The following is a 20,796-nucleotide window of genomic DNA, read 5'->3' on the forward strand; positions in this document are numbered from 1 at the left end:
CGAGCACAACTTTGGTTGCGGCGGGCGGTTCAAGCCCGATCGCCTGCGTGTTCGTGCGCCCAAGCGGCGGCTGCGCGTAGTCCAAGTTGTGAGGTGTGGCGGCATGAACCATCGTTTCTTGCTGATCCTTTCGGCGTTGAGCGGCGTCGCTGCTTGCGCGAGCAATAATGTCGGCGCCGGCCTGCCCAGCGGCGGAACGGCATATAACCTCGTTCCTGCGGCGATCAGCAATGTCGCGCCCGCAGAATACCGAATCGGTCCGCTGGACGCCCTTGACATCACCGTGCTTCAGGAGCCGGATCTTTCGACCAAGGCGGCGCCAGTCGACGCGTTCGGCAATGTCAACCTGACGCTGATCGGTGACGTTCGGGCGAGCGGCAAGACCGCCAGCGAACTGGCGAAGGAAGTCGCCGGCCGCTATGGCCAGAAATACCTCAAAAATCCTCAGGTTTCCGTCGTCGTCGCCAAGCCGGTGGCGCAGAAGGTCGCCGTGCAGGGCGAGGTCACCCAGCCCGGCGTCTATCCGATCGAAGGTCCGACGACTTTGCTCGGCGCACTTTCGCTGGCGAAGGGCGAAACGGAGTATGCGGCGCTCAACGACGTGGTCGTGTTCCGACTGGTCAACGGACAGCGGGAGGGAGCGGTTTTCGACATCCGCCAGATCCGCAGCGGCAAGGCGCCCGATCCCCAAATCAGGTCCGATGACGTGATCGTCGTCGGCTATTCGGAAGGCCGCAGAACGTGGCGTGACATCACGACCGGATTTCCGATCCTGAACATCTTCCGGTTCCGGCCTTTCTAGCGACAGGGGATAACCATGCACGGCAAGACTCTTGCGCTGACGCCCCAGAACGACCAGTTGGTCAGGGTCGACGATGACCGGCTTATCCAGTCCTATGCCGAATATGATCCCGGTGTTCCCACCCGGGGGATCGACCTTCTGGCCCTTTGGTGGATGCTTGTCCGCAATCGCGTGATGATGCTCGCCATCGTGCTGGTTGCTTTTGTCATTGGCCTGGCAAGCATCTGGTTGCCCAAGCCGGTCTATACCGCGCAGGCAACCATTCAGATCGAACCGCAGACCGCGCGCATTCTCGGCACCGAGAATATCACGCCCGACCCTGGGAGCTCGGAGAACAACAGGATGCTCCAGACCCAGGTCGACCTGTTGGGAAGCCGCTCCACCGCGCAGCACGTCGCGCGTCAACTCAATCTGGTCAACGACCCCCAATTTCTTCGGGAGGCGGGACTGGAGAATGAACCGGCCGGCGATTTCCGCGCCGCAATGGTGACGAGCGCGCTGCAGGAAAAGCTGAACCTTTCCTCACCGCGGGACACCCGGCTGATCGCCGTTCAATATGACAGTCACGATCCGGCGCGTGCCGCACGGATCGCCAACAGCTTCGCCGAGACGTTCATCAATGACAGCCTGCAACGGCGGCTCGACACCTTCACCTATTCGCGCAACTTCCTTCACCGGCAGTTGGGCGAGACCAAGGGACGGCTCGAGAAGTCGGAGAGCAGTCTGGTCCGTTACGCCCTCTCCGCGGGTCTCGTGGACGCCGGCAATGCCGCGGGAATAGCCGGGAGCGATGGCGAACGGCGGTCCATCACCACCGCGAGTCTGGTGGACCTCAATAGCGCTTATTCACAGGCGCAGACGAACCGGATGCAGGCGCAGGAGCGTTGGGAGCAGGCAATGGCTACGCCAGCCATGAGCCTTCCAGAAGTGCTCAGCAACCCCGCGATCCAGAACCTTACCCGTCAACGGGCCGAGCTGGAAGCGACGTTGCAGCAGGAACGGCAACGTCGCCAGGACGATCATCCGGCGATCATGCAGGCCAAGGCCCAGATTGCCGAGATGGACCGCCAGATCGGGGCCATCGCCGGGGGCGTTCGCGCGTCCATCGGCAATCAATTTCGCGTGGCGGCCGGACAAGAGGCGGCGCTCAGGGGCAGCGTCGGTGCGCTCAAGGCCGCGACCTTCGCCGAGCAGGGCAAGGACGTGCGCTACAACATCCTGAAGCGCGAGGTGGATACCAACCGCAACCTCTACAACACCCTGCTACAGCGTTATAGCGAAGTGAGTACGCAGGTGGCGAACACGACCAATCCCATCTCGATCATCGACCGGGCGCAGATGCCCTCGTCGCCATCCTATCCGCGGCCTGCGCTGAACATGGCGCTTGCGAGCCTGGCGGGCGTCGCGCTGGCGCTCGTGGCAGGCTTCGTCCGTACCCGGATGGACGACAAGGTGCACGGACCGACGGACGTGGAGAGCGACTTCCGTACCCCTCTGCTGGGCGTCGTACCGTTGCTCAAGGGTGACGAGAGCATCGCTGAAGCGATGGACGATCCGCTATCCGCCGTGACGGAGGCGCACCATGCCATCTGCCTCGCGCTCAATCCTATCGTCCAAACTCCCGAGCATAGCGTGTTGTTGTTGACCAGCAGCAGCTCGAACGAGGGCAAATCGACCATTGCCGTCAAGATTGCTTCGAGTCTTGCCGCCACCGGCAAGAAAGTGCTGGTCATCGACGGCGACATGCGTCGCGGGTCGCTTCACAAGCTCCTTGGCCTTGCGAACCAATTCGGCCTTACCGACCTGCTGGCGAAAGGGAGCGGTGAAGGTCTCATGGACGCGGTGCAATATTGCGAGCATCACGGGTTTTCGGTGCTGTCGCGCGGCGGCCGGTCGTCGGTCAATCCGGCCGAGCTTCTGGCGAGCAGCCGTTTTGCGGCGCTGCTGGATGAAGCGGCCGGTCTGTATGACGCGATAGTCCTCGATGGCCCGCCGGTCCTGGGGCTTGCCGATGCCCCGCGCATTGGCGGGATGGCGGATGCGACGGTATTCGTCGTCGAGGCCAACCGGACGTCCAAGGCGGATGTGAGGATCGCGCTGAAGCGGCTTGGCGATGCCGGCGCCGACCAGATCGGACTGGTCATCAGCAAATATGACCCGGCCAAGGATACCGGCGCCTATGGCTATGCATATCGTTACGATTATCCCTTGGATGAAGATCAAATCGCCGGCGAAAATTCGCCTCGCCAGCTGCTGAAGGAGGTGTGACGGCAATGTCGCCAGGTGCAAGGCGCGTGTCGTTGCGATCGCCGCAGATTTCGGCGCCCATTCTTGCAAACCCGCCAGCACAGGCAGGGAGCGGCTTTAGCGTCCTGGTCGCGGTGGCGGTACTCCTGCCGTTCTGGATTCCCCGGCCGCTGATGACCGGCGAATTGTCTTTTGCCTTTGCAATGCCGTTCATTCTTGCGTTCTGGGCTTTGACGCAGCCTGCCTGGCCGGGAAGTTTCCGGCGGGCATTGCACGGCCGGTATGGCCGCGGCCTGTGGCTGGAAGCGCTTTGCGTCTGCGTGGTCATGATGATGGCCTTCATGTCCATGTTGGTTTCGCCAGTGCCGCTACGCGCCTTTCGGGTTATTCTGCCGATGACCTATGCGATCTGCGCGCTGATCCTGTTTTCCCGTATGCCGTCCCACTTGCAGCGACGAATGGTTTTCGCGCTGCTGTTTTCGGGAGTGCTGGTCTTCGGCATCGCCATCGGGCTGTCGCAGACCGGCTGGGGCCGTTCGATCGTCATGCGCGATTATCGCTTCCTCGCCTTTTTCGAGAAGCCAAACCAGTTGGGTGTCGCGGTCATGGCAGTCTGGCCGCTGTCCATCGCGCTGCTGCTGAATGCCCGGACAGCCATGTCTCGCCTATTGTGCACGATCATGCTCCTGGTCCTGGCGACCGCGATCTTCATGAGCGGCACCAAGACCGCACTGGCACTCGGTTTCGTCTCGGCGGCGCTGACGTGGCTCTACCATGGCAGTCGCAGCGGCAGCCTGGACAAGACGCTATTCAAGCTGTCTGTCATTCTGTGCGGGATCGCGTTCGCTGTGCCCGCGACCCTGTGGGTGCTGAGCTGGGCCAGTCCGGATTTCTTCAGGCGGGTGAACAGCATTTTGACCTATGGCCTGTGGGAATTTCCCAGCATGCAGACGCGCGACATGGTATGGAAGGAGTCGATCCAGATCGGCCTCGACCATCCCCTGCTCGGGGAGGGCGCGGGGACGCGGGTGTACCGTTACGCTCATTCGCATAATATGTTTCTCGACTATTTCCGTGGAATGGGCGTTTTTGGCCTGGCGGCAGCGGTCGCACTGGTGCTGAGCGCCGTCAGCCGCGGCGCCAATTTCCTCCTTGCCACCTTGCCCAAGGGGCAGGTCGATCGGGAATCGGACACAATCGTGGCTGGCATGTATCTGGGCGCAATCTTTTACCTGATTGGGAACCAGCTCAGCGATTCCTTCTCGCCGACGACGGCGTTCCTGTTCTGGATCATGTATCTTGGCGCTTATTTTACCGCGCCGCCCCTGAACTCGGTCGCGCGACCGCCCTTGAATTTGGTCAAGCGCCCGGTTGGTCAGCCGTCGACCTCGGGATGGGCACCCCGCGCGAGACGCCCCGGTTCGAACCTGCAGGATGCTGCCCAGCCGGTCTGAGAAACGCTCCAGGAGCCTGGGTCGGGATGAGCTCGAGCATTTTTGAAGTCTGGGGGAAGAGCTGACGGCTCGCAAAATACGGAAAACAAAAGACTGAGGGAGCGTGATGCGACTCAATCCAGTCGAATCATGCTTCCTGATCTCACCCCATTGCGACCGTCGCGCTCGAGCTGGGAGAGATGGTCACTGATATGTTTGGCGCGGTCCAGCGGAGTGTCGCCGCCGTCGCTCGGAATACGAAGCAGCCGGCCCGTAAGGTGTCGGCGCTTGAGTTCTCCTTCGATCTCATCGGCAATATGCTCGATGGCCTCTTCGCCCCGCGCCCAGAGAGAGATGTCCGCGATGGATTCCGCGCTCTGGAACCGCGATGTGTGCCGCCGTCGCTGCGCAAGCCGTTGCCGTGCGACGGCGGTAGGAGCCTCGACGTGGATGAAGAGGGTTTCGCCGATCCAGCCGTCCAGCCGATCGAACACCGGTTTGGCGGGGGCGGCATCGTGCCCGTGATGGATGCGTGCGGTCCAGATCGCCTGCGCCAAACCCTGATCGGCAATCAGCAGGCCGTTATGGCCTTGTCGCAAATGCATTGCCAGCACCGACAGGAAGTTCCAACGGGTCTTCGCTGCATCCTTGCCGCCCCGCTTATGCGGGGTAAGTCCGCGCGACGCGAAGAAGATTGCGCGGGGGCTGCTAAAAAAGACCGGGGCGAGCAGGGCGAGGCGTCTCAGCGACCTGCGCAGGAAGGACAATTCATCGCCCATCGCATCGCGGCTAAAGCGCACCGGCGCCCGCTGCTCGCGCAAGAGACCGAGGAGTTTACGCGCGACCGTCGTCTTGCCAGACCCCGGAAGTCCGAGGAACTCGATCGTCGTGATCGGCAGCTGCTGTGCAACATTGCCCGTCAGCGCACTGGCATAGGCGCGGTCGATCCGTTCTCCCATCCTTTCCTCGCGCCAGGACGAAACATCCGTTGATCGGGCGCCGTCCTGCAGTCGGGCAAGGCGGTCAGGCGAGTCCAACAGGGCGAATATCTGTGCCGCAGTCATGGTGAGGTCATCGGCGTCGGTGATGATCCCGTTGATATTGTCTGCGACGATTTCCTCGATCCCCGGCAGCCGCGCTACCACCAGCGGCTTGCCCCCGGCGATCGCCTGGACTGCCGTGCGCGGCAGCCCCTCCCGCTCGGCCGAATGCACGCACAGGTCGGTGAGCGCGATCAGTTCCCACGGCGCCGGATCGTGGCCGAGGAAACGGACCTTGTCCGCAATGCCGAGAATATGAGCCTCCTCCTCGCACCGAAGGCGTTCCGGCCCATCGCCGGCAAAAAGCAGACATGCATCACTACGCTCGCGGAGCCCTTCCGCCATTGCGCGAAGCAATGGCAGTTGGCGCTTCCGTTCCTCAAACGCGGCTATCTTGAGAATGAAGCGGGGCCGTTCCTTTCCATTCCAGCCGCCGATGCGGCTTCGCCAGTCGGAAGGAGGGACTGCGGAAATAAAGCGATCGAGCGGCATTCCGCTGTGGATTACCTGAATTGGCACACTCCCGCCGATGCCCGCATCGAGATAAGCCTGCTGCATCCCGCGACTGACGGCGATCAGCAGGTGGGTGAACCGCGCGCAGGCCCGCTCCGCATCGACATAGAGCAGGCGCTGCCCACCGCTCACCGCGACAAATGGGGCGATGTGGATGGTGTGCACAATCAGCGGCACTCGGGCAGCGGCGGCGGCCACCCTGCCGACGATCCCCGCCTTGCTCTCGTGCGTGTGAACAATGTCCGGCTGAAGTTGTCGGTAGAGCTGGCGCAAGTCGCGTACTGCCACGAAGTCTGCAAGAGGGTTTATGGGGTGGATGAGGCTGTCCATATTGATAAGCCGGATACGGTCACCGATGCGCTTGGCCCAGATCGGGTTGGCGCCAGGGCCGTGGATCAACGTCACCCGGTGGCCGCATTCCGCCTGATGGAGGCAGGTTGCGACCGTATTCTCCTCCGCACCACCAAGCACAAGACGGGTGATGACGTGGACGATGTTGAGTGGACGAACCGGCGATGGCTCTGCTGGGCAGGGCGGGAGAGCGGGTTGGATGCCGCTCCAATTGGCCGCTTCGTGCGTTCGAAGGAACAGCATGGCGGAGAGTCCTGTCGATCAGGCTTCGGTTCCCGTGCGCCGAGTCACGCGCAGCGCTGCCAGGGCGGCGAGCCGGCTGTGGACCCCAAGCGTGCGGAATGCGGCATGAACATGCACCTTGACGGTGCTAGGCGAAATCCCAAGTTCGCGCGCGATGACCTTGTTGGTATGACCTGCCAAGAGGAGTCTGATCACCTGCTGCTCCCGATCCGTCAGCCCGGAAAGCGCCTCGAGGTTGATGGTCTCCTCGTCCTCGTTCTCGTCGCCCTGCGGGCGCTGGCGCTCAAGCAGTTCGGCTGGAACAAAGATGCCATCCTCTTCCACGGTTTGCAGCGCTTTGAGCAGTTCCGCGCCGTTCCCGATCTGCTTGGGGATAAAGCCGTGTGCGCCGGCGGAAATAATGGACAGCACCTCGCGCAGATCCGTGCGGTCGGAAAAGACCGCCATGCGCATTGCGGGCTGCTTCTCGTGAAGTTCGCGTATCGTCGCCAGTCCCGAAGATCCAGGCAAGTCGAAGTCGAGAGCAAGGAAATCAACTGAAAATTCGGTAGACAATATTTTAGCGAGGCTGCCATAGTCGTGAACGCGAATGACCTTGGCGAATCCGACTTCTCGCCGGAGCATCGCTGCCAGACCGGCATTATAAAAAATATGTCGTTCAGCAACGACAGCGATCGAGCGAGTTTCGGTCATGGTGTGCCGTCCGGCAGCCCCCTGGTCCATTAACAATTGTGACAAGAAGATGACGGCTAGAGTAGCAAGTTTTAACTAGGGGCGTAGTCTGGTTAATCTACTCCCCAATCTAACCCATTCTATCTAGAAAGGTATAAGCGAAGAGATATAGGCGACTCGTCACTGCCATCGGACCTTCGGTCAAAGGTCGATCTTGCGCAGCACATGGACGTCGCTTCTCCACCCGGGTTCGGGATGTTGCGAGCAATGGGCGTCGTGCAAGTCGTTATTGTCAGAGGGGACATGGTCCCACTCGGACAAATATTGTCACCGCGATTGCGGGATAATCGGCCGGCAGCCGACGGTAACCGAATGCGTGACCGTCAAGCACAAGTCCCTTCACCGGCACTCTGGAGCGCGCTGTTGCGCCCCCGGCGCCCACTGAGCACCTTCTTAAGACAGGCACGGACGTGCGGACCTACGGCAGCATCCCGCGACGTAGCGTGTAGGCTATCATGTGCGTGCGGTTGCGCGTCCGAGTCTTAAGTCGCGCATTCTCGATGTGCCGTTCAACCGTGCAGGGCGAAATTGACAATTTCAGGGCCACTTCCTTGGCCGAGAGACCCAAGGCGATGAAGCCCAGAACTTCTGTCTCGCGATCAGTTAGTTGGACTGTCTCCGTTGCGAAGCGATACATGATAATCTCCTCTAACTCTTCATAGTATGCATTAGTCTCCGCAAATTGCCATTGGCGCATTTTGTTTATCACTTTAGCTATGGCCAAAAGATATAAAGAAAAGGCGATGGATTGAACTATTCGGCTAGAGATTGTCATGGACTTGAGAATCGATAAGATTCAAAGACTTGTCATGAACACTTGACGCAAGTCTTGCTCGCCCTACCCGCTGCTGCAACGGGCGGACGCCGGCCAGCGGAGACACAGCCTTCGCGAGTTATTCTATGCACTGCGTTATATCGGCAAAACCGGGGCGTCATGGCGCTGGATGTCGAGCGACCCGCTGTTCGTCGATAAGGTCCACGATATCGTCGGCCTCTATCTGTCGTCGCCCAATAAACGCGAGCATAGAGCGGGAGTCAGCTTAGAATCACGAAGCGCCAGTAATTGGCATTCCTGTCGGCAAAGCTGTGGAATGTAATCGCGACAAAAATCGTGATTTCAGCAGCGTCTAGCCCCTTCAGTCTAAGATGAGCCGAGCCCAAATCCATCTTCGTCACAACTTCGATTAATCCCTTGATGATAGGCTGGATCACGAGAGTTCGGCGAGTTGCCCTGAGCTCGAAAATATCCCTACCAATGATAGATCCACATGTTGCGCTTGATCATATGGGGAGCGGGCCTGCGGCATTGAGGCAGGTCAAATTGCCGGTTGCGCAGGATCAATGCCGGCCTCGCTGCGGTGCGGCAGGAGAGCGGCACTGACAACAGGGATGGAGTTTCAAGGACATGACCATCAAGACGATCCTGCTGGGCGCGGCTGCCGGTTGCGCTATTCTGGCTGCGCCTGCCCAGGCGGCGCAGGGCGATGTGCTGGTGCGGTTGCGCGGCATCATGGTCGCGCCCAACGAGAAGAGCGGGAGCGTGCTGCCCGCCTTTCCGGGCGAGAAGGTGAAGGTCGACAACAGCGTGATGCCGGAAGTGGACGTCACCTATATGGCGACCGACCATATCGGCTTCGAACTGATCGCCGCGACCACCAAGCACAGCGCGAGCGGGCGGACCGGCACGACCGGAAGCATCGGCAGGCTCGCTTCCACCTGGGTGCTGCCGCCGACGCTGACGGCGCAATATCATTTCCTGCCCGAAGGGAAGATCCGGCCCTATGTCGGGGCGGGGGTGAATTATACGCTATTCTATAATGAGAAGGCGTCGAACGCGCTGGAAGGCGCGGTGGGCGCGACCAAGGTGCATATGTCCGACAGCTTCGGCTGGGCAGGGCAGGTTGGTGTCGATATCGACCTGAACGAGCGGATGTTCCTCAATCTCGACGTCAAATATATCGACATCGACACCACCGCGCGGCTGTCTACCGCCGCTGCGGGAGTGCAGAGGGTGAAGCTGGAGCTTGATCCCTTCGTCTTCGGCGTGGGTGTTGGGATGAAGTTCTGACGTGGTGTCGGCTGACGGTCGGAATTGGCCAAGAGCTGCCATTGAGGGCATCTGTGTTCCTGCGAAGGCAGGAACCCAGTTCCGCCGTTTGTGGATCATCGCACCGTAGGAACTGGGCTCATGCCTTCGCAGGAGCACGGTGTACTGCAAGGAAATCAGCGCGAAACAGAACGTACGCTCTCCACCAAATCTGCCATGATTCCGCTTGGGTGCGCCGCCCATAGGGACAATTACGGATAGGTCGCATCGTGCTGTCGCGGCATGGATCGGCGCATGGATATGCGATTTGATCTGGCGCAAAAGGCGCAGAGCGATGCGGCGTTCGTCATGGCGGCGGCGCCGGCGTCCAAGGGCTGTAGCGGGCAATATTGCGACCGCTGCGAGGTGCGCGATCAGGCGATCTGCGCCGATCTTGACGAACAGCAGCGCGTCGCGCTGAACCGGATCGGGCGGCGGGTATCGTTGCAGGCCGGACAGACCGTGATGTGGGAAGGCGACAGCTCCACGCTGGTCGCCAATGTGATCGAGGGGACGCTGAAGCTGTCCACCTCCACCGGCGACGGGCGGGAGCAGATCGTCGGCGTCGTCTATGCCTCGGATTTCATTGGTCGCCCCTTCGGTGCGCGGACGCCGCATAGCGTCACGGCGCTGACCGATGCGCGGCTGTGCCTCTATCCGAGGGGCGCCTTCGACGGCTTCGCGCGCGAACATCCGGCGCTGGAGCATCGGTTGTTGCAGCGGACGCTGGACGATCTCGACCGGACCCGGGCGTGGATGCTGCTGCTGGGGCGGAAGAATGCGCGGGAGAAGGTGGCGACCTTGCTGCTCGATATGCACCGGCGGCTGCGGGCGGACCGGGAGGGTGTGATCGAACTGCCCCTGTCGCGGCAGCAGATAGCCGATGTGCTGGGGCTGACCATCGAGACGGTTTCCCGCCAGATCAGCGATTTGAAGCGGTTGGGTGTGATTGTGCTGGCCGGACGGCGCGGGGTGCGCATCGTCGATGCCGATCGGCTGGAAGGCATGGCCGAGGGGGAGTGAAGGGACGGTTTTTGGCCGATACCAGATATTCGCTGGGATGACGGAGATGATGTCCGCAAACCATCTGTGGACGCCCCGAGAGGTGCAAGGGGTAATTTGGAGATTTGGCACGTAGTCGGATGCTGCCATCTGTCCGGCCTCTGATGCAGCGTCGGGGGCTGCGGGCCCGTATGGGAGTTCGCGGACCGGAACCATATCACCCGAAACGTGCTCGCTGGCACGGTGGTTTGCTCTGGTTCTTCCGGCCCCGTCTCGCCGACTGTTGTGCCATACCCTCCTTCGACCGCCTACGCCTCCGACGACCTCTGGTCCGCCTGGGCTTACGCCATGGCCGCGACCGGAGCCTTGTAATCCTCTTGCCTGGTGAGCAGCGCCCAGACGATCCGTGCCGTCTTGTTGGCGAGCGCCACCGTCACCAGCATGCGCGGCTTCCGGCCAAGCATCTGCTCCAGCCATGATCCCTTCGGTGCACCCCGCTTGCTTGCCTGCAGGACGACGGCGCTGCTGCCGATGATCAGCAGGCGTCTGAGCGTACGCTCGCCCATTTTCGAGATGGCACCCAGCTTCTGCTTGCCGCCGGTCGATCGTTGTAACGGCGCCAGGCCAAGCCATGCCGCAAAGTCTCGCCCCTTCGCGAAGGTTTCCGCCGGGGGCGCCAGTGCCGCGATCGCCGTGGCAGTGATTGGTCCCACGCCGGGGATCGTCATGAGTCGTCGGGCAACGGCATCTTCACGGGCCCGGCGGGCTATTTCCTTGTCGAGGTCCTGGATCTTGCCGTCCTGTTCCTCCAGCAAGCTCAGCATCAGTCGGAACATGGCCCTGGCCGATTCCGGGACTGACGCCGCCATCTCATCTTCAAGCAGATCGCCCAGCATCGCCACATGCGAGGGGCCTTTCGGCGCCACCCAGCCATATTCGGTCAGATGGCCGCGGATCGCATTGATCAACTGGGTCCGCTGACGCACCAGCAGATCGCGGGTCCGGAAAATCATGCCCGAAGCCTGCTGCTCCTCCCCCTTGATGGCCACGAACCGCATATTCGGGCGCTGCGCCGCCTCGCAGATCGCCTCGGCATCAATGGCATCATTCTTGTGACGTTTCACTAATCATCAGGTTCTCAAAATGCGAAGGAATGCGGGCTCGGTGTAGGAAATCCGCGCATTTCTGGCTTGGATCGGCAATTTGCTCCGCATTATTTTGCTGCGAACCTCTGCGGTCGTTTGACCAGCAGAGGAGGAATTGATGTTGCAATCCGAGCATGAGCTGCTCACCGAGCTCAGAGCCATACTGACAAACCAGCGTTACAATCCGACGGTAATCCGAAATCACTGTACCTATGCGCAGGAGTTTCTCGACTATCTCCAGCATCGAGGAATCTGTGTCACGGACGTGACTGAGGCGCAAGTTGAGCGATATCTGGATTATGCGATCGCGTTATTCCGGAAACGTCGTGGCAGGCATCCCAGCGAGCGCTGGCACGCAGTTCCGCGATCTGCAATTCACGCGTTGCTACGGCTTGGGCAGGGTCAGTGGCCACCCTCTGAAAAAGTAACATGCGACGCCGATGCGCTGCGGATTACGATCTGCAATGAATATGAAACCTGGCTTCGTGAGGAGCGTGGCCTTGCCCAGGCCAGCATCGACGCGTTCCTGTGGGAAGCGCGCTACTTCCTTGCCTGGCAACTCAACCGGTGCGGGGCCGATGGCCTCGAGGCAGTGACCGTGGGTGAAATTGACAGCTACATGGACTTGCGCGGTTCGAAACTGACGCGCAGTTCTCTGAAATCCACAGCCGAGCGGCTGCGCTCGTTGCTGCGTTACCTGCATTGGACGGCCCGCGTTGCGGAAGACCTGACACCGCATATCATCGCGCCGCGGCTCTACGCTTACGAAGGGGTGCCGTCGATTTTGGAGCGCGACCAGATCGCCGCGGTTCTGGCAAGTGTGAGCAAGGACAAGACGGCTGCCGGTTTGCGTGACCACGCGATATTACAGGTCCTCGCCACCTATGGCCTTCGCGCAAGCGAAGTCCGCAACATGCGGATCGAAGACATAGACTGGCGGGCCGAAGTCATCCGCGTCCGCCACAATAAAACGCAAGCCTACACGTTCCTGCCATTGATGGGACCGGTTGGCGAAGCGATCCTCGCCTATCTGCGGTCTGGTCGGCCCGCCACTGATGCCAGGGAACTCTTCATCCGAACGCGCGCGCCCTATTGCAAGCTTGAGAAGATATACAGCCTGATTCGGCAGCGGCTCCGGGATGCCGGCGTCAAACCCTCAGGCAGGAGCGGGCCTCACATCTTCCGTCACGCTCGTGCGACCGAGTTGCTGCGCGCCGCAGTGTCGAAAAAGGTAATCGGTGATCTGTTGGGACATCGCTCCGTTGGATCGACGGCGCCCTATCTCAAGCTCGCCACGGAGGATCTGAGAGCCATCGCTCTGGATGTGCCGGGACCGGAGGTGCTGGCATGACCTCCCGTTGGCCCGATTCCGATCGCGCGTGCATTGGCCGCTTTGTCTCAAGCCTTGATCTGCGCAATCCCAAAAGCCGCGTCTGCTATCAACAGGTCCTGCATAGCTTCCAGGATATTGTCGAACGGCATGGAGCGCTCGATCAGCAAGCCCTGCAGGCCTGGTTGCGCGAATTAGCCACTCGCTGGGCGACATCTACCCTTCTGCATCGCACCCGAATCATCGACCGGTTCCTCGATCATCTGCTCGCAACCGGGGGGATCGATCACCACCCGGTCAAAGCTCTACGCGAGGCATGTCATATCAAGCAGTGCATGCCGATCTGGCGCGCGCTGATATCGCGTGATCCAGAACAGGCTCTTGCCAGACTGCGCAAGCCCAAACCGTTCGGCAGCGTGCTGGGCGAGGCCATGGCCGAACATGTCGCGATGATGCGGCGCAGGGGGTACAAATATACTTCGCAACCCGAGCGGTTCTTGCAGTTCGACCGGTTCCTACAGTTGAATCCGCAACTGGAAACCGAGCCGCTGAGCGTTATGATCGATCAATGGGCGGCCACAAAGGGCACCCGCAACCATGCATATGAACGCGAAAACCTCGAACGTATCTTCGCAAAAATCCTACGGCGCCGCGACCCGTCAGTTCCTCGGCGTCGGCCGGATCCGCGACCCCGGAAAGAGGTGCGCAAGCAGTGGCGCCAGCCCCATATTTACTCTCCTGGTGACGTTCGGCGAATGCTCGACATTGCCCGTTCGTATCCCTCGCCACGCGCAACCCTTCGACCATTGTGCATCTACACCATGCTGTTGCTGGCCTACTGTGCGGGTCTGCGACGCGGAGAACTGGCCCGGCTGGATCTTGGTGACGTTAATCCCCGAGACGGCACCATCACGGTTCGGCAGACCAAGTTCTTCAAGACCCGAATCCTGCCGCTCCCCGACAGTGTGATGAACGAGTTGCGGACCTACATCGCAGCCCGACGTCGGGCTGGTGCATCGCAGGATCCGCACTCCGCCCTGTTCTGGCACGTCCAGGGTAGGTCCCGCTACACGCCCGAAATGATAACCTGGGTGCTTACAGACGTCATACGTCGCGCCGGGTTGAAGCCATTGCAGGGGCACGACGGACCTCGCGTTCATGATCTTCGGCACTCGATGGTCGTGAACCGCATCCTTGAATGGTACCGTCTGGGGATCAACCCGCAGGATCGGCTGCCGTTCCTCGCGACCTACCTCGGACATCGAGATATCAACTCCACGCTGGTCTACATCACCGTTACGCAGGATCTGCTGCATCTCGCGAACGAACGCTTCAGGGCCCTGGGCGCGCCATGCCTCAATCCTGAACGGGAGGTGCGGCCATGAGCAGGACCAATCCATTCCCGGAACTGATGCGCGCATTCTTCTACGAATGGCTCGTTGAGCAGCGCAATGCGTCGGTCAACACGGTCCGTTCCTACCGCGACACTTGGCGGCTCTTCCTCCGGTTCGTCGCTGATCGCGCGGAAAAGAAGGTTGCGATGATCTCGCTGGCCGATCTGACTGCCGCGCAGGTCACGGCGTTCCTGAGGCACGCCGAGCACGAGCGCGGTGGTACGATCGGTACCCGCAACTGCCGGCTTGCTGCAATCCGCAGCTTCTTCAACTTCGTGGCTACCAGGGATCCCGCATCGATCGCGCAATGCGTCGAAATCCTCAACATCCCGATCAAGCGGGCGCCGGTATCGGAACCCTGCTATCTGGATCCGCCGGAAGTGGCGGCGATCCTTGCCCAGCCAGACCAATCGACCCTAAAAGGCATGCGCGACCATGCGTTGCTCTCGTTCCTCTACAACAGCGGCGCGCGAATACAGGAAGCGCTCGATGTGTGCCCCGAAGCGATCCGGTTCGATAGTCCCAGTTGCGTCCGACTTATGGGCAAGGGCCGAAAAGAGCGCATCTGCCCGCTTTGGCCGGAAACCGTACTGTTGCTGGAAAGGCTGCTTGACCGGCAGCCGCGAGCACCAGACCAGCGGCTGTTCGTTAACCGCTACGGCGAGCCGCTCAGCGCTTCGGGCGTCCGGTTCAAGCTTGCCGCCTATGTGAAGGCGGCGGCTGAAACCATGCCGTCGCTTCAAACAAAGCACGTAACGCCTCACAGCTTCCGCCACGCGACCGCCGTCCACCTTGTATCGGCGGGCGTGGACATCACGGTCATCCGCAGTTGGCTTGGACATGTGAGTCTCGACACCACCAATCACTATGCCAAGGCCAATCTGGAAACGAAGCGGAAGGCGCTGGAGCAGGTCGCCGTGCCGTCGGCGACGGGGCGTTCACCATCCTGGAAACGCGATACGAGCCTGCTCGCCTGGCTTGATACGCTGTAAAATAATGCGAAGGAGTGTTGGGCAGAAACGCCGATAATCGGCCGATCTGTCCACGTTCCTTCGCATTTTGAGAACCTGATGATTAGTGAAGTAATGCTCACCTATCCATTACTTGACGAACGGCTTCACATAGGCTGGCGGGATCAGGCGAACATCATGGCCCATATCCCTGAGCTCGCGTGCCCAATGGTGCGCGCCGCCACAAGCCTCCAGCGCAACAACGCATCGCGGCTGCCCTGCAAAGAAATCCAGCAGCTTTGTCCGGCTGATCTTTCGGCTGAATAGCGCCCGCCCACGTTCATCCACGCCATGCGCATGGAAAACATTCTTCGCGATATCGAGACCGATCGTGCTAACCTCCAACATGGACGCCTCCCTCAAGTGGTGTTCAACACCTCCACTTTGGCACATCGATGCCGTCCGGGGGCGTCCACCCCATCACCCGATACGGACATTCCCCTACATACCTACGACGCCGGCTTTGACAGAGGTCAATGCAGAAGGGCGGTTCCGCAGCGAAGGACGCCGCAAAGCCTTTGACGGGGAAATCATTTAAAAAGCGAGTTGGCTATGGAGCAACTGGTTTGGAAGACGGGCGGCTGGTTCGCGCTCGCGACGCTGGCCTTTCTGGCGGCGCTGGCGGCGGCGGACTTCGGCTTTGCCGTGCATATGGGGATCGTGTGCGCCGCCGCGCTGGCCGTGGCGGTGCTGACGATGCGGCATGCCGATTATGAGGCGATCACGCGCGGGCTGCTGAAGATGCCCGAAAGCCAGGGGAAATATGATGACGATCCGATCCGCTGGGGCGTGATCGCGACCGTCTTCTGGGGCTTGGCGGGCTTTCTCGCGGGGCTGTACATCGCGCTTCAACTTGCCTTTCCGGCGCTGAACCTGGGGCTTGAATATACCAGCTTCGGGCGGCTGCGGCCGTTGCATACCTCCGCCGTGATCTTCGCCTTTGGCGGCAATGCGCTGATCGCCACCAGCTTTTATGTCGTGCAGCGGACCTGCCGGGCGCGCTTGGCCTTTCCGGCGCTGGCGCGGTTCGTCTTCTGGGGCTATCAGCTTTTCATCGTGCTCGCGGCGACCGGCTATCTGCTGGGCATTACCGAGGGCAAGGAATATGCCGAGCCGGAATGGTATGTCGACCTGTGGCTGACCATCGTCTGGGTCGCCTATCTGGTCGTGTTCGGCGGCACCATCCTGCGCCGCAGCGAACCGCATATCTATGTGGCGAACTGGTTTTACCTGAGTTTCATCCTGACGATCGCGATGCTGCACATCGTCAACAATCTTTCCATGCCGGTCAGCCTGCTCGGTTCCAAGAGCTACAGCGCCTTCGCGGGCGTGCAGGATGCGCTGACGCAGTGGTGGTACGGGCATAATGCGGTCGGTTTCTTCCTGACCGCGGGCTTCCTGGCCATGATGTATTATTTCGTGCCCAAGCAGGCGGAGCGGCCGGTCTATAGCTATCGCCTGTCGATCATCCATTTCTGGTCGCTGATCTTCCTCTATATCTGGGCGGGGCCGCACCATCTCCACTATACCGCGCTGCCCGACTGGGCGCAGACTTTGGGTATGGTCTTCTCGGTCATGTTGTGGATGCCAAGCTGGGGCGGGATGATCAACGGGTTGATGACGCTGAACGGCGCCTGGGACCGCATCCGCACCGATCCGATCATCCGTATGATGGTGATGGCGCTGGCCTTTTACGGCATGAGCACCTTCGAAGGTCCGATGATGTCGGTGAAGGCGGTCAACAGTCTCAGCCATTATACCGACTGGACCATCGGCCATGTGCATAGTGGCGCGCTGGGGTGGAACGGCCTCATCACTTTCGCTTGCCTCTATTATCTGACGCCACGACTGTGGAAGCGCGAGCGGCTGTACAGTCTTCGCCTGGTGAACTGGCACTTCTGGCTGGCGACGCTGGGGATCGTTCTCTACGCCGCGTCGATGTGGGTCGCGGGCATCATGCAGGGGCTGATGTGGCGCGAATATGGCAGCGACGGCTACCTCGTCTACGCCTTCTCCGAAGTGGTGAGCGCCATGTTCCCCATGTACCTGATCCGGGCGGCGGGTGGCCTCATGTACCTGAGCGGCGCGATCATCATGGCCTGGAACATCGGCAAGACCATCGCGGGCAGCCCGCTGCGCGAGGAAAAGCCGATGAACGACGCCGCCTATGACGCCGACGCCGACCGGCCGCTCGTCACCCAGCCTGCCTGAAGGAGTATTCGGACATGGCAAGCAAGACCAAGGGCAAGTTCTTCGACCATGGCAGGCTGGAGCGGAACGTCTCCCTGCTGGGCATCGCATCGCTGATCGCCGTCGCCATCGGCGGCATAGTGGAGATCGCGCCGCTCTTCTGGATCGACAATACGATCGAGAAGGTGGAGGGCGTTCGTCCCTATACGCCGTTGGAACTGGCGGGACGGAATATCTACATCCGCGAGGGCTGCTATAATTGTCATAGCCAGATGATCCGTCCTTTCCGGGACGAGACGGAACGCTACGGCCATTATAGCCTCGCCGCCGAAAGCATGTACGATCATCCCTTCCAGTGGGGATCGAAGCGCACGGGCCCGGACCTCGCCCGCGTGGGCGGCAGATATTCGGATGAATGGCATGTCCAGCATCTGAAAGACCCGCGCGCCGTGGTGCCGGAATCGATCATGCCGGGCTATGCCTTCCTGGCCGAGCGCGAGCTGAAGCTGCCCGACATGCGCAAGGATCTGACCGCGCTCAACGATGTCGGCGTTCCTTACAGCAAGGACGACATCGCCAGGGCCAATGACGACCTGAAAGCCCAGGCCGATCCCGATGCGGACAGCAGCGACCTCGTCAAGCGCTATCCCAAAGCGCAGGCCCGCGATTTCGACGGCGATCCGGCCAAGCTGACCGAGATGGATGCGCTGGTCGCCTATCTCCAGATGCTGGGCACGCTGGTCGATGTGGACAGCGCGAAACCGCAAGAGGTCGAGAGATGAGCTACGACGCCTTGCGGCATTTTGCCGATAGCTGGGGGCTGGTGTTCATGGGGCTGGTCTATGTGACCCTCATCGGCTGGCACTTCCTGCCCCATGGGCGACAGCGCAGCGCGGAAGCCGCGCTCGCCATCTTCGAAGACCAAACGGAGGCCGACCATGGCTGACGAAAAGCGCATCGATCCCGCCACCGGGACGGAGATCAAGCATCATGAATGGGACGGCATCCAGGAACTGGACACGCCGCTGCCGCGCTGGTGGCTCTGGACCTTCTACGCGACGATCCTGTTCGCACTGGGTTATACCATCGCCTATCCGGCCTGGCCGATGATCGACCGGGCGACCGGCGGCATGCTCGGCTGGTCGAGCCGGGGCGCGCTGGACAAGGAACTGGCGGCGCGGGAAAGGCAGATCGCACCGATCCGGCTGGCGATCGCTCAGACGCCGATCACCGCCCTGCCGGGCAAGCCGCAACTGATGCAGGCGGCGGTCGAGGGTGGCCGGGCGGCCTTCCGCGTCCATTGCGTCCAGTGCCATGGATCGGGCGCGGCAGGGTCGAAGGGCTATCCCAACCTCAATGACGACGACTGGCTGTGGGGCGGCGATCTGGCGACGATCGAGAAGACCGTCACCGACGGCATCCGCAACCCGAACCATGATGCCACGCGCCAGTCGCTGATGCCCGCCTTCGGCAAGGATCAGTTGCTGACGGCGGCGCAGGTCGACGATGTGGTGGCGCATGTCCGCACGATCAGCGGGCAGGACCGGCCAAGTGCGGCATCGCGGCGGGGGGACAAGGTCTTTGTCGACAATTGCGCGGTCTGCCACGGCCCGGCGGGCAAGGGCAGCCGGAGCCTGGGCGCGCCCAATCTGACCGATGCCATCTGGCTCTATGGAGGCGATGCAGGGACGATCCGTGAAACCGTCTGGAACAGCCGCCATGGCGTGATGCCGCGCTGGGACGACAAGCTGGACAAGGCGACCATTCGCATGCTGGCGGCCTATGTGCACAGCCTGGGCGGCGGTGAGGCCACCGCCCCGGCAGCAGCGGGGGCGGGCCGCTAAGCCATGCTGATGTCCGGTTCGGCGTCGCTCTATGAAAAGCGCAAGGGCGTCTATCCCAAGGCGGTGGACGGCTTCTACCGCCGCCTGAAATGGGCGATCATGGCGGTGACGCTGGCCATCTATTGGGGCACGCCCTGGCTGCGCTGGGACCGGGGGTCTTATGCGCCCGATCAGGCGGTGCTGGTCGACCTTGCCCATCGCCGCTTCTACATGTTCGCGATCGAGATCTGGCCGCAGGAATTCTATTATGTCGCGGGCCTGCTGATCATGGCGGGGATCGGGCTGTTCCTCGTCACCTCGGCGGTGGGGCGGGCCTGGTGCGGCTATGCCTGTCCGCAAACCGTGTGGACCGATCTCTATCAGCATGTCGAACGCTTCGTCGATGGCGACCGCAATACGCAGTTGAAGCTCGCCAAGGCTCCCTGGGATCCGGCCAAGATCGCCCGGCGAATGTTCAAATGGACGATCTGGCTGGGGATCGCTTTCATAACCGGTGGCGCATGGATATTCTATTTCGCGGACGCTCCGACGCTGCAACGGGAGTTCTGGAGCGGGACCGCCGCGCCGGTCGCCTATGCGACGACTTTCGTGCTGACCGCCACGACCTTCGTGCTGGGCGGGTTCATGCGCGAACAGGTGTGCATCTATATGTGCCCCTGGCCGCGCATACAGACGGCGATGCTGGACGAGAAATCGCTGGTCGTCACCTACAAGAACTGGCGCGGCGAGAAGCGCGGCAGCCTGAAGAAGGCGCAAGCGCATCCGCGGGATTATGGGGACTGCATCGACTGCAACCAGTGCGTCGCGGTCTGCCCGACCGGCATCGATATTCGTGAAGGGCCGCAGATCGGCTGCATCACCTGCGCGCTCTGCATCGACGCCTGCGACAAGGTGATGGCGCAGGTCGGGCGGCCACGTGGCCTGATCGACTATTGCACGCAGGACGATGCGGAAGCGGAGCAGAAAGGCGCGGCGCCGCGCCCGGTGTTGAGGACGCTGCTGCGCCCCCGCACCATCGCCTATTTCGCGGTCTGGGCGGGGATCGGCGCGGCGATGCTGTTCGCGCTCGGCGCGCGCGAGCGGCTGGAAATCAGCGCGCAGCAGGACCGCAACCCGATCTTTGTGCGCCTGTCCGACGGCGCGATCCGCAACGCCTATACGGTCAAGCTGCGCAATATGGAGGCGCGGCCCCGCCAGATGGAGGTCGGCCTCAGCGGCCTGTCCGGCGGCAGGATTTGGACCGATGCGGGATCGCGGGAGACCGCTGCGACAACGGTACGCACGACCGTGCCCGCCGACAGCGTGGCGAAACTGCGCCTCTTCTTGACGCTGCCGTCCGGCGGTCCGGCGCGGCAGGATTTCCGCTTCACCGCGCGCGCCATGGATCGTGAAGGCGGCAGCGCCAGCGAACCCGCCCGATTTGAAAGGCCATGA

The 20,796-nt window shown here is 61.5% G+C and carries 16 protein-coding genes and 2 pseudogenes; 13 read left to right on the forward strand and 5 right to left on the reverse strand.

Annotation, left to right across the window (positions count from 1 at the left end; all coding sequences use genetic code 11):
• Window positions 1-103 precede the first annotated feature (103 nt).
• From K426_RS21335 to K426_RS21345, 3 genes are read left to right on the forward strand one after another with little or no spacing between them, the layout of a single operon-like run.
• A complete protein-coding gene (locus K426_RS21335) occupies window positions 104-802 on the forward strand; it encodes a polysaccharide biosynthesis/export family protein (protein WP_066562223.1) in 699 nt (232 codons plus the stop codon).
• Between the two features lie 15 nt (window positions 803-817).
• Window positions 818-3,070, forward strand: coding sequence for a GumC family protein (locus tag K426_RS21340; protein WP_066562225.1), 2,253 nt, complete (start codon window positions 818-820; stop codon window positions 3,068-3,070).
• A 5-nt stretch (window positions 3,071-3,075) separates the two neighbouring features.
• Window positions 3,076-4,503: an O-antigen ligase family protein gene (locus tag K426_RS21345; protein ID WP_145907566.1), complete on the forward strand. Its 1,428-nt coding sequence runs from the start codon at window positions 3,076-3,078 to the stop codon at window positions 4,501-4,503.
• Between the two features lie 113 nt (window positions 4,504-4,616).
• Here K426_RS21345 and K426_RS21350 read toward each other — a convergent pair whose 3' ends face one another.
• The 3 genes from K426_RS21350 to K426_RS33140 all read right to left on the reverse strand — a co-directional run bounded on the left by K426_RS21350 (window position 4,617) and on the right by K426_RS33140 (window position 7,998).
• Window positions 4,617-6,629 carry a glycosyltransferase gene (locus tag K426_RS21350; protein WP_082748974.1) on the reverse strand — a complete coding sequence of 671 codons (2,013 nt, stop codon included), beginning with the start codon at window positions 6,627-6,629 and terminating at the stop codon, window positions 4,617-4,619.
• A gap of 18 nt (window positions 6,630-6,647) precedes the next feature.
• Window positions 6,648-7,322: a response regulator transcription factor gene (locus K426_RS21355; protein WP_158511759.1), complete on the reverse strand. Its 675-nt coding sequence runs from the start codon at window positions 7,320-7,322 to the stop codon at window positions 6,648-6,650.
• A gap of 457 nt (window positions 7,323-7,779) precedes the next feature.
• Window positions 7,780-7,998, reverse strand: a complete 219-nt coding sequence (locus K426_RS33140) for a response regulator transcription factor (protein WP_066563718.1) — start codon at window positions 7,996-7,998, stop codon at window positions 7,780-7,782.
• Between the two features lie 768 nt (window positions 7,999-8,766).
• On the opposite strand from K426_RS33140, the gene K426_RS21365 reads away from it, so the two are divergent.
• Both K426_RS21365 and K426_RS21370 read left to right on the forward strand, forming a co-directional pair.
• Window positions 8,767-9,429, forward strand: a complete 663-nt coding sequence (locus K426_RS21365; RefSeq protein WP_066562235.1) for an OmpW/AlkL family protein — start codon at window positions 8,767-8,769, stop codon at window positions 9,427-9,429.
• A 273-nt stretch (window positions 9,430-9,702) separates the two neighbouring features.
• Window positions 9,703-10,470: a Crp/Fnr family transcriptional regulator gene (locus tag K426_RS21370; protein WP_066563725.1), complete on the forward strand. Its 768-nt coding sequence runs from the start codon at window positions 9,703-9,705 to the stop codon at window positions 10,468-10,470.
• 320 nt (window positions 10,471-10,790) lie between these two features.
• Here the strand turns inward: K426_RS21370 and K426_RS21375 are convergent.
• Window positions 10,791-11,573 (reverse strand): annotated as a pseudogene (locus K426_RS21375) (IS110 family transposase); the annotation flags it as partial.
• 139 nt (window positions 11,574-11,712) lie between these two features.
• On the opposite strand from K426_RS21375, the gene K426_RS21380 reads away from it, so the two are divergent.
• Genes K426_RS21380 through K426_RS21390 form a run of 3 tightly spaced genes read left to right on the forward strand, consistent with a single transcriptional unit; the run spans window position 11,713 to window position 15,310 of the window.
• The gene (locus K426_RS21380) at window positions 11,713-12,945 is read left to right on the forward strand and encodes a site-specific integrase (RefSeq protein ID WP_048574961.1); all 1,233 of its coding nucleotides are present in this window, start codon (window positions 11,713-11,715) and stop codon (window positions 12,943-12,945) included.
• Window positions 12,942-14,309: a tyrosine-type recombinase/integrase gene (locus K426_RS21385; protein ID WP_053085586.1), complete on the forward strand. Its 1,368-nt coding sequence runs from the start codon at window positions 12,942-12,944 to the stop codon at window positions 14,307-14,309. Before K426_RS21380 ends, K426_RS21385 begins: the two co-directional genes overlap by 4 nt.
• Window positions 14,306-15,310 carry a site-specific integrase gene (locus K426_RS21390; RefSeq protein ID WP_048574814.1) on the forward strand — a complete coding sequence of 335 codons (1,005 nt, stop codon included), beginning with the start codon at window positions 14,306-14,308 and terminating at the stop codon, window positions 15,308-15,310. The genes K426_RS21385 and K426_RS21390 overlap by 4 nt, the downstream gene beginning before the upstream one ends.
• 111 nt (window positions 15,311-15,421) lie before the next feature.
• On the opposite strand, the pseudogene K426_RS21395 reads toward K426_RS21390, so the two are convergent.
• Window positions 15,422-15,676, reverse strand: a pseudogene (locus tag K426_RS21395) (IS110 family transposase); the annotation flags it as partial.
• Between the two features lie 204 nt (window positions 15,677-15,880).
• On the opposite strand from K426_RS21395, the gene ccoN reads away from it, so the two are divergent.
• From ccoN to ccoG, 5 genes are read left to right on the forward strand one after another with little or no spacing between them, the layout of a single operon-like run.
• Window positions 15,881-17,539, forward strand: coding sequence for a cytochrome-c oxidase, cbb3-type subunit I (gene ccoN / locus K426_RS21400; RefSeq protein WP_066562240.1), 1,659 nt, complete (start codon window positions 15,881-15,883; stop codon window positions 17,537-17,539).
• A gap of 14 nt (window positions 17,540-17,553) precedes the next feature.
• Window positions 17,554-18,300: a cytochrome-c oxidase, cbb3-type subunit II gene (gene ccoO / locus K426_RS21405; RefSeq protein ID WP_066562241.1), complete on the forward strand. Its 747-nt coding sequence runs from the start codon at window positions 17,554-17,556 to the stop codon at window positions 18,298-18,300.
• Window positions 18,297-18,464 carry a cbb3-type cytochrome c oxidase subunit 3 gene (locus tag K426_RS21410; RefSeq protein WP_066562242.1) on the forward strand — a complete coding sequence of 56 codons (168 nt, stop codon included), beginning with the start codon at window positions 18,297-18,299 and terminating at the stop codon, window positions 18,462-18,464. Before ccoO ends, K426_RS21410 begins: the two co-directional genes overlap by 4 nt.
• The gene (gene ccoP, locus K426_RS21415) at window positions 18,457-19,362 is read left to right on the forward strand and encodes a cytochrome-c oxidase, cbb3-type subunit III (RefSeq protein WP_066562247.1); all 906 of its coding nucleotides are present in this window, start codon (window positions 18,457-18,459) and stop codon (window positions 19,360-19,362) included. The genes K426_RS21410 and ccoP overlap by 8 nt, the downstream gene beginning before the upstream one ends.
• Before the next feature lie 3 nt (window positions 19,363-19,365).
• Window positions 19,366-20,796: a cytochrome c oxidase accessory protein CcoG gene (gene ccoG / locus K426_RS21420; RefSeq protein WP_066562250.1), complete on the forward strand. Its 1,431-nt coding sequence runs from the start codon at window positions 19,366-19,368 to the stop codon at window positions 20,794-20,796.

This window comes from Sphingobium sp. TKS (genome assembly GCF_001563265.1).
Classification (GTDB): domain Bacteria; phylum Pseudomonadota; class Alphaproteobacteria; order Sphingomonadales; family Sphingomonadaceae; genus Sphingobium.